12 protein-coding genes and 1 pseudogene are annotated in these 14,111 nt (G+C 36.8%); 11 read left to right on the top strand and 2 right to left on the bottom strand.

The annotated features are described in order from the left end of the window. Positions 1-99: 99 nt before the first annotated feature. A complete protein-coding gene (locus tag ACOI1D_RS18755) occupies positions 100-261 on the bottom strand; it encodes a hypothetical protein (protein WP_422503400.1) in 162 nt (53 codons plus the stop codon). Positions 262-407: 146 nt separating this feature from the next. Between ACOI1D_RS18755 and ACOI1D_RS18750 the strand changes: the two genes are divergently transcribed. The 9 genes from ACOI1D_RS18750 to ACOI1D_RS18710 all read left to right on the top strand — a co-directional run bounded on the left by ACOI1D_RS18750 (position 408) and on the right by ACOI1D_RS18710 (position 10,519). Beyond that, positions 408-1,619: a hypothetical protein gene (locus ACOI1D_RS18750; RefSeq protein ID WP_422503399.1), complete on the top strand. Its 1,212-nt coding sequence runs from the start codon at positions 408-410 to the stop codon at positions 1,617-1,619. Positions 1,620-1,731: 112 nt separating this feature from the next. After that, positions 1,732-2,682 carry an NAD-dependent epimerase/dehydratase family protein gene (locus ACOI1D_RS18745; protein ID WP_422503398.1) on the top strand — a complete coding sequence of 317 codons (951 nt, stop codon included), beginning with the start codon at positions 1,732-1,734 and terminating at the stop codon, positions 2,680-2,682. Beyond that, on the top strand, positions 2,655-3,596 hold the full coding sequence (locus tag ACOI1D_RS18740; RefSeq protein ID WP_422503397.1) for a lysylphosphatidylglycerol synthase transmembrane domain-containing protein: 942 nt from the start codon (positions 2,655-2,657) through the stop codon (positions 3,594-3,596). The genes ACOI1D_RS18745 and ACOI1D_RS18740 overlap by 28 nt, the downstream gene beginning before the upstream one ends. After that, positions 3,593-5,092, top strand: coding sequence for an alkaline phosphatase family protein (locus ACOI1D_RS18735; protein ID WP_422503395.1), 1,500 nt, complete (start codon positions 3,593-3,595; stop codon positions 5,090-5,092). The genes ACOI1D_RS18740 and ACOI1D_RS18735 overlap by 4 nt, the downstream gene beginning before the upstream one ends. Beyond that, positions 5,049-5,810: a glycosyltransferase family 2 protein gene (locus ACOI1D_RS18730; RefSeq protein ID WP_422503402.1), complete on the top strand. Its 762-nt coding sequence runs from the start codon at positions 5,049-5,051 to the stop codon at positions 5,808-5,810. The genes ACOI1D_RS18735 and ACOI1D_RS18730 overlap by 44 nt, the downstream gene beginning before the upstream one ends. 66 nt (positions 5,811-5,876) lie before the next feature. Then, on the top strand, positions 5,877-6,641 hold the full coding sequence (locus tag ACOI1D_RS18725) for a hypothetical protein (RefSeq protein ID WP_422503393.1): 765 nt from the start codon (positions 5,877-5,879) through the stop codon (positions 6,639-6,641). Between the two features lie 27 nt (positions 6,642-6,668). Beyond that, positions 6,669-7,619, top strand: coding sequence for an FTR1 family iron permease (locus tag ACOI1D_RS18720; protein ID WP_422503391.1), 951 nt, complete (start codon positions 6,669-6,671; stop codon positions 7,617-7,619). Between the two features lie 297 nt (positions 7,620-7,916). After that, positions 7,917-9,194: a hypothetical protein gene (locus ACOI1D_RS18715; protein WP_422503390.1), complete on the top strand. Its 1,278-nt coding sequence runs from the start codon at positions 7,917-7,919 to the stop codon at positions 9,192-9,194. A gap of 20 nt (positions 9,195-9,214) precedes the next feature. Further along, positions 9,215-10,519, top strand: coding sequence for a UDP-glucose dehydrogenase family protein (locus ACOI1D_RS18710; protein ID WP_422503388.1), 1,305 nt, complete (start codon positions 9,215-9,217; stop codon positions 10,517-10,519). 61 nt (positions 10,520-10,580) lie between these two features. Here the strand turns inward: ACOI1D_RS18710 and ACOI1D_RS18705 are convergent. After that, positions 10,581-11,405 (bottom strand): annotated as a pseudogene (locus tag ACOI1D_RS18705) (TerC family protein). Between the two features lie 168 nt (positions 11,406-11,573). Between ACOI1D_RS18705 and ACOI1D_RS18700 the strand changes: the two are divergent. Next, positions 11,574-13,313, top strand: coding sequence for an ABC transporter ATP-binding protein (locus ACOI1D_RS18700; RefSeq protein ID WP_422503387.1), 1,740 nt, complete (start codon positions 11,574-11,576; stop codon positions 13,311-13,313). A 56-nt stretch (positions 13,314-13,369) separates the two neighbouring features. Then, positions 13,370-13,939 (top strand): GNAT family N-acetyltransferase, encoded by a 570-nt coding sequence (locus ACOI1D_RS18695; RefSeq protein WP_422503385.1) that lies wholly within the window; start codon positions 13,370-13,372, stop codon positions 13,937-13,939. Positions 13,940-14,111: the final 172 nt, after the last annotated feature.

Genomic DNA, 14,111 nt, shown 5'->3' with positions numbered 1-14,111 from the left:
CAAACTTTTTATCCAAATATAAATAATTATTTTATTTTGTATAATTAGTATACATAAAAGTATTTTGACGTGCAAGACTAATTTGTATTTTCTGTTATTTTAAAAAGGTATTTTGTTATAGACCTTTTTCAAAAAGATTGTTGTTTCTGACACAAAATCTACAAACTGCGACGTTGTGAAAACTTTTTCGACACCGTGCCAGCAGAATGCTTCGCTTTTGAGAATGTAAACATCTTGTACAATCCGCGTTTTTTTAGCCATCACAAAGTGGGTATGCTTTCCTCCTATTTCAATGATGCGTACAGGCAAAGTAGGTCTTATTATGAATGTCATTGACAGTGATAATCATTCTCGCTATAATAGGTTAGGAATTAATAATGAAAATCATTATCAATAGGAGGGTTTATATGAAAAAAACATTGTTATTACTTGCGACTATAACTTTAGCTGGCTCAGTATTAACTGCTTGTGGGGAAGAAGACGCAAATGCAAGCAAACCGAAAGAAGAAGCAACAGAACCAGCAAAAGAAAAAAATACTAGTGATCAAAAGGAACAGCTAAATAGTGAAGAGGTTGTAATTGAAGAAACTGCGACCGCAAAACAAGTGGATGATTATAAAGCAATAATGGTTGAACTAGGCAAAATGAAAGAAGATCAGGAAGTTGATTGGAAACTAGTGGAAGATACATATCAAAAAGAGTTGAAAGTAGCTAGTGGTGATTTAGATAATTTTATTACATCAGGAATTAATGCGGGAAAAGGTGAGGAGCTTGATCAAAACGTAGCTCGCCAATTAATTGATAAAGGCATACAATCTTATTTTTACCAAAAACAAAAACAACTGCATAGCGATATAGTGGCAGCTTTAGAAGCGGGAAATCAAGAAAAAGCAGAAGCTACATATCAAGAACTAAAGCTTCTTATTGAAGAAGTTATTATCCCAACTGCGACTAAACGTGATGGTTATTACGAACTAACAGGCGAAAATAGTATCGTTGAAAACATTCAAAACGGCTTGTCCCTTCAAGAAGAAGCAATAGCAAACGGAAATGTGAAAGACCTTTCAGTATACAAACAAATTACTGATAAGTCTGTTTACCGCAGTTACTATTTAGCAGCAAATTCATATGCAGAGAAAATTGCTAAATCTGTAAGCGAGGGTAATACAGATGAAACAGAGTTGAAAATTATGCAAGCTGAAGCACTTGGATTCTACCAAGCTATTAAAGGTTCTTTATCTGGTGGAGATGAAGTAGCAGCAAATAAATTACAAGAACTGTTTGACTTCAGTAAAACAAACGCCGCTTCACTTAATCCGGAAGAGGTTGCCGGTTTATTCACAAAAGCGTTTATCGGAAAAATAACTGGCTATCATGAAAAAGCTGCAGTAGCCTTAGAAGAAGGAAATGTAACGGAAGCACGTGTGGAAGCGATGGAAGCTAATGTGTTTATGAAGGATATTGAGTTAGCTTTAATTGAAAAATTAGGGGGAGAAAAAACTTCTGAACTTCTTGAAAATGGTCAAAAATGGTATGAGGCAATTTCAAGTGAAAATGCTGAAGAAGCAACAAAGTATAGTGATGCGATTGTACCTGTTCTTACAGGTGTAGTACAATAAAAAAGCCGCATATGCGGCTTTTTTATTCGTGAAAGATAGAGATGAAACAACTATAAGGAAACTCGTGCATTCGCTGCGAGTTTTCCGATGATTGGTCCTGGGGGTGTACTAAATGAACATATTAATTACAGGTGGAGCAGGGTTTATTGGAAGTAGTTTGGCGAGAAAACTTTTACTGGATAATCATCAGATTACTATTGTTGATAATTTGCACCCTTACTATAGTCCTGAACAAAAAAGAGAACATGTCAACGAAGTTAAAAGTCTAGGGATACCATTTCAATTTATAAAAGTAGATCTTGTTGACGAAATTAGTTGTAAAAAGGTATTTGAAGAAGGATCGTTTGATGTAGTTGTTCATTTGGCTGCACTCCCTGGTGTCCCATATTCGATTAAGCAACCACATCAATACATTGATCTTGACATTAAAATGACAGTCAATGTTTTAAAGTATGCAGGTGAAACAAAAGTGAATCATTTCATCTTTGCATCTTCATCATCCGTATATGGAAATCAAACAGGCGCTCCACTCACGGAAGAAATGGCAAACGGTCAAGTGGCTTCTCCTTATGCCGCTGCAAAGTATGGTGCTGAATCATTTTGCCATGCCTATCAATCACTTTACGGTTTTCAGTTAACGATTTTACGCTTTTTCACTGTTTATGGTCCGTGGGGGAGGCCTGACATGGCAATTCCATTATTTATTAGGAAATTGATGGCAGGGGATAGCTTGGATATTTATGGTTATAATTCAGCCAGGGACTATACATACATAGATGACATTGTTAACGGTATTGAAAGAACGATCCTTTATTCAAAGAATAATGATACTTATAATTTGGGATATGGAGAACCTGTCTACATGGAAAAACTGCTTGATCATCTTAAATCAAAATTTCCTCGAATGAAAATTAATCAGTTAAAGGACCGCCGTGGTGATGTAAAAATGACATGGAGTAATATAACTAAAGCCAAAGAAAAACTAGGTTACAACCCACTTATAAATATTGAGGAAGGTTTGGATATAACAATAAGATGGGCAAAAAAACACTTCAACCGCTAATTCACCTCGCAAGTATTTTTTTATTCTCGGCATTCTTGGTTTTAAGTTGGAATTTTTTTGATTTAAAAATGCTATTTACGCTGACACAACGATTTTTTCTAAATTTTCACTGGCTATTCTTTGTGACCATACTATATCTGTTAGCGTTTGTTTCCAGGGCGTTTGCATGGAAAATGTACGGAGATGTTAAACATCCTATTAAAATTTACTTAGTTGCACTTTTCTATAGTTTATTCTTTAATCATATCTTTCCAATTAAAATTGGTGATGTAGTCCGTATTGGTGTTTTTGCAAATCAGAAAGATGTTACTTGGGATAAAGCAACCCACTCCGTTGTTGTCATGAGGATTCTGGACTTGATGTGCTTGGGAATATTTGCGTCGGTAGGAGCCCTGCTCATAGGTGTTTCTCTAAACTATTATTTTTTACTAAAAATAATAGTGGTGTTCGCAATTATAGGGTTATCTTTTCTCTACTTACTCAAGAAAAAATGGTTCAGTTTTTATTTGGAACATGTCAATTTTCTCAAGGAGGCATTTTTTCATCAGCGTTCAGCTTTAATAATTAGTTTGGTTTTTACGAGTTGGATCCTAGAAGCAGCTGTGGTCTATGGTGTTGTACATGCACTGGAATTTGATATTGCATTATTGAGGGCTGTTTGGTTAAACAGTATAACTGTAGCTGCCCAAGTCTTTCAATTTACACCAGGTGGCCTTGCAACTTATGAAAGTGTTATGAGCTTTGCTTTTGTTCAGTTAGGAATGAAATGGGAAGATGCTTATAACCTAGCGCTTATAACACATGGATTCAAATTTTTATTTTCTTTCGTTGTGGGATTTATCGTTTTTTTTCTATATCCTATTTCACTGCGACAGATAAAGGTGTGGAAAAACCAGAAAGGAGAAAAATTATGAAACAAGCTTCGAAGTTTGAAAAAATAGCAGCTCGTTGCTGGAATTTATTAAATGAGGGAAAGCCATTTACGCCGATTTTTGTTGTGGGAACAATCCTTATTTTTAACATACAGGAATGGGGGGAGTCCTCCTTTTGGGTTGCCGCTGGATTCAGCCTCCTGCTTATAGTGCCGTTATTAGCTATCTATTACTTTTTTGATTTCCCATTAATGCTTAGAAATTACTTATGGCTACCTTTTACTGGGTATCTATTAATTTGGGGAGATACCAATCTTCACTTGCTTTTTTTTAGTTTAGGTCTTTATTTTTTCTTTACAGTATTTTTCTGGGGGACTTTGTATTATCACTTGAGGATAGGGACAACATGGCTGAACTTCACTAGATTTTGGAAACTTGTATTAAAAAATAGTGATTCAACAAGTGGAAATGCCCAAGAACAATTGCCAAAGTTTTTACTCATATTATCCCTTTGGAACCTGTTTTTTTCAAGGTACACATTAGATTTAAGTATCGACTATACTACATATTTCGCGTTTCTAATTGGACTGGGTGTGTTTAGTTGGATTCTACACCATTATCTTTTTGACTGGAAGCCAGTAGAGAAGCAGACCTATACAGACAATGTAAAAGAAAATGATAAGCCGATTAACAATAAAGTGATCATGATTGTTATTGATGGGATGAGAAAAGAACGTTTTCAGGAGGCAAATACACCGTTTTTGGATAAGCTTCGGAAAAATGGTACCGAGTATACACAAATGGAAACGGTATATCCTGCTAGAACTGTTGTATGCTTTTCATCGATGATGACCGGGACTTATCCGAAAGAACATGGAATTAAATCTAATATGGTATGGAAGCTAGGGATTAAGACGGAATCTATATTTGACACGTTAAGAAAAGTGAAAAAAAAGGGGCGTCTTTTAGGAGTTGCTCATCTGATTGATTCAATGGGTGATGATGTCGAAGCATATACCGCGGTAGGACATAATGATTCGGTTGATCGAAATATTATCGAGAAAGCTAAGAATATGATGGAAAAAGAAAATCTGGACTTTTTCAACATTCAGCTGATTAGTACCGACCAAACGGGACATAGCAGGGGAGTACTCTATGATGAATACATTCAAAAAATAGAGGAAGCTGACAGTTTAATTGAGGAATTTACATCGTGGATGGAAGAGAAAGGCTACATGGAAAATACTACACTATTGATTTGTGCGGATCATGGACAGGCTGACGGAATAGGAGGGCATGGCCATCTTGATGAAGGAGAACGGTTTGTGCCATTCTTTTTGCATGGACCAGCTATTGAGAAAGGCAAAAAAGTAGATGAAAGACATAGCCTTACCTCTGTAGCCCCAACAATAGCTTACTTGCTCGGGACACCATACCCAAGTCATAGCCGTGGCAATGTTTTAATCGAAGCATTACAACAAGAAGGGAAGGAACATAATGAAGCAGAAAATGATCGTTTTTCTACCAGCGCACAATGAAGAAGAATCGATAGTTCACGTTATTAAAAGAATACCAAGGAAGTTTCATCCGAATATTCATGTTGATGTTCTTGTTATTGATGACGGATCAACCGACCGTACAGTAGAAGTCGCCAAAACTGCCGGTGCTGACTACATCCACTCCTTTAAAACTAACCAGGGTCTTGGTGCTGCTGTCAGAGAAGGATTGCAACAATCTTATCAATTGGGGGCCGATATTGCTGTTATGATTGATGCGGATAACGAGTATCCTGCAGAAGAGATACCAGAACTTGTTACTCCAATTTTTATGGGAGAGTCAGATTATACGATGGGGTCTAGGTTTTTAGGGACAATTAACGGAATGAAGCTTCACCGTAGATTAGGGAATTATTTTTTCACCATGCTCCAATCGGTCCTGCTTCGAAAGTTGATTTATGATGGGCAGTCAGGTATGAGAGCTTTTTCAAGACAAGCAATGGAGCATGCGGAAATAATCCATGACTACAACTATGCCCAAGTGCTTACCCTAAACCTAGTTAGAAAAGGATTTAGGGTAAAAGAGGTACCAATAACGTATCAGGTTAGAACAAAAGGCCAATCCTTTATAAAATTTCAGGGATATATGACTTCTGTAATTCCTGCTATCTGGAAAGAAATGCATAGATCACATAAAAAGGTAGTGATTATACCTCATAAGCATCACGGCAGAGTTATAACTACCAAAAAAACTGGTTAAAAACAGAAATTATATTGACATTGACGTTGATAATCATTATCATTTAATTAAATAGGAGATGTTCTCATGAGAAAAATGAGCTTGTTAATACTAACCATTATTCTACTTAGTGCGTTTACTAACGAAGTGAGTGTTTCCGCATATTCTTATGGAGACCCGAATAAAGAAAAAATAGCGGAAGTATACAGAAAAATGGTTATAAAGTTAAATGAATCTCCACCTAATTATGAAGCGGCAAAGGAATTTTTTTTAACGGTCAAAGAAGAAATTGATATGCACATGGGGAAGGATGCATCTGAAATCGTTCTTGATCCTTTAAATAATAAAGATAAAAAAGCTACAATTAATAACATGGAAAAACTGCTTGCTTTAAATATATCAAGACGATTAGAAGCATTGGAACAAGGCTTTGGAGAATACGACACAAGTAAAAAGTTACTAGCAAAAGCCTTTGCTACATATGAGGCACTTTCTCCTACCGTGAGGGACTTCGATCCGGATCTAGATGAACAAATCAAACAAAACTTTGATTCAGCACTTGAAGCATTAGGGAACCCTGGTTTATTTGGAGTAGGGGAGAAAAAGTCTAATTTTAAGCAATTTAAAAAAAGCAAACAATTTATTTTAGATTCTTTAAAAGAACCTTTTGAAATAGAAGCGTATGACGTTGGACATTTCACAAAAGGTGACACAGAACAAGAGTTGAAGAATCAGGACACACAATCATCTGACTATACGGATTACTCAGAGTTAAAAAATTGGATTCCGATTCTAATTATTGCACTTATAATTTGTGCTGCTTCCATATACTTCATTCGGAAAAGAAAATAATCTCTAGGAAATAAGGGAGGGAATACCTTGGAAATTCAAGCATTACTAATAACCTTTCGCGAAGTACTGGAGGCCCTTTTAATAGTTGGAATTATCACGACGTATCTAAAAAGAACTAGTAATAAAAAATTCACTAAATATGTCTGGCTTGGTGCTGGTCTTGCCGTACTTGCCAGTTTAGGTGTTGCTATGCTTTTTCAAGTTGTTTTCACAGGTTTTGCAGCAATGGGTAGTGAAATGTACTTAAAGGTTGGAATAATGTTCGCTTCCGCTGTTTTGTTAACACAGATGGTTTTTTGGATGGCGGAGCACAGTAAAGATCTTAAAGGGAAAATGGAAGGTAAGATGAATCATCTTATAACAACAGGTAATGTGATTGGTATGGTCGTACACTCCTTTCTTGTTGTACTGCGTGAAGGGGTTGAAACAGTCTTTTTCTTTGCAGCCATAACAGGTGGAGATATTGAAAAAGGCTTACAAGGATGGGGAGCAATAACTGGTGCGGCAGTTGCAGCTGTAGTATGTTATTTGTTTTTTAAAGGAACGATGCGGATACCACTTAAATCTTTCTTTAAGGTTACAGGTGTTTTTATTGTGATGATAGCAGCAGGACTTTTAGTTCAAGGGATTTCGATGCTTCAGGATCTAAAAATAATCGGAAGTGTTATGCCACATGTCTATAATATCACCTGGTTATTGCCTGAACATCCAATTGACTACGTGCATTACGTACGGGATACGGGAATAGTACCAGTCTTTTCTGGTGAGGTTGGCATCTTTTTGAAAGCACTATTCGGTTATTCTTCGATGCCTTCGTTAGAAGAGATGATTGCCTACATTGGATTCTTTGTTGTTATTTATATGATAATTAAGGTAAAATACGGTACTTCTAATGCTAGGTCAAAGGCTTCAGCAAAACAAACGCGAGAGAATCAGGTATACTCAGGTGGTTTTCAAAGCAAGAAAATGTACAAATAATGGTCATTACACAAGACGTCGATTTGATCGTCTTGTTTTTTTTCTTTATGCAGCCAGGTTTTCTAATTATCGCTTATATAAGGAAGGTCGACAAAAATGAAAAAGTACAATCCCATATATAGCTACTGGTTATTGTTCATCATTTTTATCGCATTTGTGACTCTTAACAGATTTTTATATATTAACTCATTTGCGGGGTCGTGGGATCAAGTCGATTTTGCATTAGGAGTCATCAAGTATGACTTATATCAAATGCAACCGCATTTTCCAGGTTATCCTTACTTTATATTAGGAGGGATGATCGTTAATTTTTTTGTTAATGATCCGGTTCGGGCGCTCTCTATTTTTAATGTTATTTTAATCTGTACCTCAGTTGTTCCTATATATCTGTTATTAAAAAGTTATGTGGAAGTAAGAATTAATTTATTGGTGACCTCCGTAATTTTCTCTATGAGTTATATGTGGATTATGAGCACAGAGCCATTGAGTGAAGGAGCAGCTGTAGCTATTGTTTGGTGGTTTTTATGGAGTTTAAAGCAGGCAAGAAAACACCCAACCTTTATTTCATCTATCACTCCCCTTTTTCTCTTTAGTATTTTGATGGGAACTCGGTTGTCATATCTACCAATTGGCATTGGCATTTTATTACTTTGGATTTACTATAGAAAGTTTTTTAAAACTAACACGTTATACATGATATTCATTGCCCAACAAGTTGGTATAGCACTTCTTTTTCAACTGGTTTGGATTATGGGATTAGTTTCTTCAACTGGTGGAATTGCGGCATTTATTGAATTGGCTTCAGGGTTTGTCGCAGGACATTTTACAGAGTGGGGGGGAGCTGTTACCGCGGACTCTATGCCGATTTTCGAGCGCTTAGTAAATCTGTTTTTTTATAACTTTTTATGGACAGGTCTGTTTAGTCATTCGGTTCTGATAGCTGTCCTATATAGTCTTTTCTTCGGTTTGGTTATTTACCAATTAAAATCTAAAAGATGGACAACAGACTCCTTTACTTATTGGTTGGTAGTCATTTACAGCTCCTATTTTGTTTGGGTTCTGTTTGCTCAAAATATAGATAAACCAAGACACATACTTCCACTAACAGGAATTTTTACATTTATATTGTTTAAAGAATTGTTTAAAGGCAGCTATCTTCGGTTAGTAAGCTGGTTATGTATGTTACTCATTATTCTACAGTCAATTCATGGTAGTAGCCTTATAGTTATGAAAGCAGCGGAGCCACCTGCAGTTTATCAGCTTACAGACTATTTAACAGAAATAGATGACCAATTATTGGTGTTCACATGGGAAGAGGCCAGAGTAATGGACTACTTACAAGTGGATTATCAATATAAAGAAATTTTAACATTTGAATATTTCCTGATGGAATTGCCCTCAAACCCACAAGTACGTGTTTTTCTAACAGATCGGGTGGTAGATGGGTTTGAAAAACAAGGTGTTGCAATTGAGAATAATATACAAAAGGTGAAGAAATTTAACTCAAATCCTTTGTTTGACCCTGTATATGGCACGATTACGCTTTATGAATGGACTAATCATAAAAAGAAATAGAAGAATGGGAGTAAGTTATCGTGGAAATTACAATTATTGGAACAGGATACGTTGGATTAGCGACCGGTGCCAGTCTTTCTGAAATAGGTCACCACGTTACTTGTGTTGATAGAGAAGAAGAGAAAATAAAGTTACTACAGACAGGTGATTTACCAATTTATGAACCGGGATTAAAAGAGATGGTTGATAAGAATAGAGAGAGTGGTTTTTTAATTTTTTCAAGGGACCTGGTAAAGTGTTGTTCCACTGCAGAGGTTATTTATATATCAGTTGGTACCCCGCAAAACCAGGATGGTACGGCTGACTTAACTGACATTAAGGATGCAGCCGTAGAGATAGCAAAGACAATTAATCGAGATATGATTGTTGTTATCAAGTCAACTGTGCCTGTTGGAACCAATGAACGCTTGAAACAATTAATGCAAGATAATTTACAATATCCAGTATCTATTGATATTGTTTCAAATCCAGAGTTTTTGCGGGAAGGGTCTGCTCTCCATGATACCTTCCACGGTGATCGAATAGTAATTGGATCAACTAACCAACATGCAGCAGATGTTGTAGTAAAGATAAACGAACCATTTAAATTACCAATTGTTAAAACAGATTTCAGAAATGCAGAGATGATTAAATATGCATCAAATGCCTTTCTTGCTACTAAAATCAGTTTTATTAATGAAATTGCGAACATTTGCGAATTGACAGGAGCAAATGTGGAGGAAGTAGCAAAAGGAATGGGAATGGATAAAAGAATAGGAGCTGAGTTTTTGCAAGCTGGTATTGGATACGGCGGATCGTGTTTCCCTAAGGACACAAAAGCTCTTATTCAGTTGTCAGGGAATAGAAATCATGATTTCGAATTATTAAAGTCAGTAGTGAAGGTTAACAATAATCAACAGGTTCTATTGGTAGATAAGGCTAAAAAAAGGTTTGGGGATTTGTCTGGAAAGCGTGTTGCTATACTTGGTTTAGCTTTCAAACCAAATACAGATGACATACGTGAAGCAGCGGCTATAGTTGTTATTAATAAACTCTTAGAAGAGGGTGCTGAAATAATTGCTTACGACCCAGCTGCGATGAATCTTGCTATGCAGATATTGCCCAGAGGTATAAGGTATGCTAATTCTGTAGCAACTGTTTTAAAAGGGGCAGATTTGGGATTTATTTTAACTGAGTGGAAAGAGTTTAAACAGATGGACTTATCAGAGGTTAAAAGGCTGATGAAAGAGCCAATTATCTTTGATGGACGAAACTGTTTTGATTTAGAGGAAGTAAAGTTTTATGATATTGAGTACCATTCGATTGGAAGACCAACGATCCTTTAGAACCTCATATAAAAGTGGATTAGGGGGAGTTATTACTCTCCCTAATCTATTTACCCTAAGTTTACGATGAGGTGTCGGATCCTCGCTCCTCATCAGCATCTTCAATTGGTCCACGTTTTTTAGCCATTACAATAGATATTGCTATGATTAACAACATCACTCCCCAGAAGGTTATCTTCCACCAAGTACTATGGGTGAAGGATTCGGAAATCAACCCTAATGTTACGTCTGGGTGTGCTAATGTGTGCACTGCCAATTTTACACCGACCCACGCTACGATAATAAACGCCGCTTTTTCTAAGATAGGATATTTCTTCATGTACTTCACCACATAAGTAGCTGCAACCCGTATAAATGCGAGTCCAATAGCCATACCTAAGAACACTACAATAAATTTACCGCCGTCCATTCCACCGAATTTTGGTAGTGGAGTGGATGGAAGTGCGACAGCAATTGCAACTGCTGCCAGGATTGAATCGATCGCAAAGGCAATATCTGTCAGTTCAACCTTTACAATAGCTTTCCATAAGCTTTGACTCTCATCTGCTTTAGAATTTGAATCTGAATCATCTTCTTTATCTTCTTTATCTTCTTTATCTTCTTTTTTATTTTTAATGATACTTTTTACGCCTAGGTATATTAAGTATGCAGCCCCTATTGCTTGAATTTGTCATATGTTAACTACAAATGAAATAGCAAATAAGGCGGCAAAACGAAATACATAAGCTCCAATAATTCCATAGAATAATGCCTTCTTACGTTTCTTTTCAGGCAAATTCTTAACGATTACACCCATAACGAGTGCGTTATCGGCTGAGAGTAGCCCTTCTAATCCAATAATTACAAGAAACGCCCAACCGTACTCAAGCCAGAGACCCACATAAATCACCTTTCTCTTCTAATCACTCTATACTGTAAGTTCCCCCGTTTCTAAATGAAGTAAACATACAAAACCTTTGAAACAAAAATGGTACACTGTACGTATAAGATAAAAAGACCTCTTAATGAAGTTTAAGAAACTGTTGACCGCGTCTGCAGATAGGAGTTAATACATATGAAAAAAGCACTGCAACAAAATGGTCTGAAGCCATTTTTTTCTCTGATTTTGTCAACTAAAATCCCGAAGATGGCATTAATAGTTGGTTTAATAGGAAGTATTATTACAACAATTGTTGGGCTTTCTATTCCTTTACTTACAAAAGAATTAGTGGATGGTTTCTCAGTAGATTCGATAAGCGTCATTCTCATTGTTGTTATTGGTGTGGTGTTTATTGTACAGGCTGTTGTTGATGGATTTTCCACTTATTTACTGGCTGCGGTTGGTCAACAAATAGTTGCGCGTTTGCGTGAACGCATGTGGTTAAAACTCGTTCGGCTGCCTGTTCATTACTTTGATAAAAAAGCAAGTGGTGAAACTGTAAGCAGAGTTGTAAATGACACAGGAATTGTAAAGGATTTAATCTCCCAGCATTTTCCGCAATTTATAACAGGGATTATTTCTATAATTGGAGCAGTAATTATCCTGCTGTTTATGGATTGGAAGATGACATTATTAATGTTAATCGCGGTACCGATAACAATGGCAATTATGATTCCTCTAGGAAGTAAAATGGCTAAAATTTCACGCAACCTGCAGGATGAAACCGCTAGTTTCACTGGTCACATTCAGCAGACGCTTAGTGAGATTCGCTTAATGAAATCTTCAACTGCCGAAAGATTTGAAGAAAAAAAGGGAATTTCAGGTATCGGGAAATTATTAGGATTTGGATTAATGGAAGCACGTATTTTCGCCCTGATCGGTCCACTTATGTATTTTATTATTATGATTGTAGTAGTTATGATTATTGGCTACGGAGGAATTCGTGTGGCTGAGGGATCCATGTCAACAGGTTCCTTGGTTGCTTTTTTGCTCTACCTATTTCAAATCATTATGCCTGTTACATCGTTTGCAATGTTTTTCACCCAATTACAAAAGGCAAAAGGGGCAACAGAGCGTATTATTTCAATAATGGATTTATCTCAGGAAGATGGCCAGGAGGGAATCGAGAAAGATATCACCAATGAAATGGTACATGTATCGAACGTATCGTTTGCCTATAGCGAGGGTGAGCCAGTACTTGAGAATATATCTTTTACAGCACAGCCTAATGAAATGATTGCATTCGCGGGCCCAAGTGGTGGCGGTAAAACAACGCTGTTTGGCTTACTTGAACGTTTTTATGAACCAACTGCTGGAGAAATACGAATTGGAAGCATACCTATAAAGGATTTGTCTATGAAGTCCTGGCGCAGTCAGATTGGATATGTCTCTCAGGAAAGTGCGATGATGGCTGGTACCATTCGGGATAATCTAACATACGGTTTAAGTGACTCCATTAATATTTCAGATGAACGTCTGTGGGAAGTTGCAAAAATGGCTTATGCTGACCAATTTATACATACACTTCCAAACGGCTTGGCTTCGGAAGTTGGGGAGCGCGGGGTGAAATTATCAGGAGGACAAAGGCAGCGGATTAACATTGCCAGGGCCTTTCTGCGGGACCCTAAAATTCTTATGATGGATGAGGCAACTGCAAGTCTGGATAGTCAATCCGAAAGCGTTGTACAACAAGCATTAACGCGGTTAATGGAAGGGCGCACAACTTTTGTGATTGCACACAGGTTATCAACAATTGTTAATGCAGACAAAATTATTTTTATTGATAAAGGGAAAATGACAGGTAGCGGAACACATCAGGAACTAACACAATCGCATCCATTATACAGGGAATTTGCAGAACAGCAGTTAACTTAAGAACGATGAAGAAATGAACAGCTTTGCTATGGGTAAGATTAACTGGAGGGATGAACATGTTAAATGAGGATATATTCACAAAGGTACCTACCCTGGAAACAAAGCATTATATCTTAAGAGGACTAACGGTAGACGATTCATCACTCTTATTTACGTTTATGTGTGACAGGGAAAAGATGAAGTTTATAGCCCCCCACCCGGTGCAAACAGTAAAGGAAATGGAAGACAAAGTACGTCGTCAACTGTATGCGTATAGATCACAGAAGGAAATCCCCTGGGTGATTATCAATAAAGACAATGGTGATGTAGTTGGTCAGTTTCGATTACATAAGTTAAATATGTGGCATAAAAAAGCTGAGACCGGTGTCGTTATTCGAAAAGAATACCAAAAAAGAGGTGTTATGACGGAGATTTTCGGTAAAGTTCTGGAGTATAGCTTTGAAACGCTTGGATTAAACCGAATAGTAGGTGATATTTTTGCTGGAAACCAAGGATCAGAAAAGCTTTTGAAAAAATATGGCTTCACCAAAGAGGGCGTACTGCGTCAAACTGATTTTGATGGGAATAAGTTTCACGACACTGCTGTATATTCATTGATGAAGTCTGAGTATAATTCGTTGTTATGATAAGGTATCAGGTTTTATTTTCTTTCCTTTACCTTGATAATAACAAACCTAACTGTTAGACCAATAAACAGATAGTATGCAAATGAATAGATGTATTGCCATTTTATATAAATAACAAGTTCCATCCATACTGAAAATGGTTCACCAATAAAAGCTAAGAAGGAACTCATAG

It is taken from the genome of Virgibacillus sp. DJP39 (assembly GCF_049310925.1).
Taxonomy (GTDB): domain Bacteria; phylum Bacillota; class Bacilli; order Bacillales; family Amphibacillaceae; genus Virgibacillus_F.
This window is presented reverse-complemented; position numbering and strand designations above follow the sequence as displayed.

What these genes read in the sequence shown, in the direction of transcription:
- ACOI1D_RS18755 (WP_422503400.1), bottom strand. Translation starts at nt 261, where the DNA reads ATGGCTAAAAAAACGCGGATTGTACAAGATGTTTACATTCTCAAAAGC.
- ACOI1D_RS18750 (WP_422503399.1), top strand. Translation starts at nt 408, where the DNA reads ATGAAAAAAACATTGTTATTACTTGCGACTATAACTTTAGCTGGCTCA.
- ACOI1D_RS18745 (WP_422503398.1), top strand. Translation starts at nt 1,732, where the DNA reads ATGAACATATTAATTACAGGTGGAGCAGGGTTTATTGGAAGTAGTTTG.
- ACOI1D_RS18740 (WP_422503397.1), top strand. Translation starts at nt 2,655, where the DNA reads ATGGGCAAAAAAACACTTCAACCGCTAATTCACCTCGCAAGTATTTTT.
- ACOI1D_RS18735 (WP_422503395.1), top strand. Translation starts at nt 3,593, where the DNA reads ATGAAACAAGCTTCGAAGTTTGAAAAAATAGCAGCTCGTTGCTGGAAT.
- ACOI1D_RS18725 (WP_422503393.1), top strand. Translation starts at nt 5,877, where the DNA reads ATGAGAAAAATGAGCTTGTTAATACTAACCATTATTCTACTTAGTGCG.
- ACOI1D_RS18715 (WP_422503390.1), top strand. Translation starts at nt 7,917, where the DNA reads ATGATCGTTAATTTTTTTGTTAATGATCCGGTTCGGGCGCTCTCTATT.
- ACOI1D_RS18700 (WP_422503387.1), top strand. Translation starts at nt 11,574, where the DNA reads ATGAAAAAAGCACTGCAACAAAATGGTCTGAAGCCATTTTTTTCTCTG.
- ACOI1D_RS18695 (WP_422503385.1), top strand. Translation starts at nt 13,370, where the DNA reads ATGTTAAATGAGGATATATTCACAAAGGTACCTACCCTGGAAACAAAG.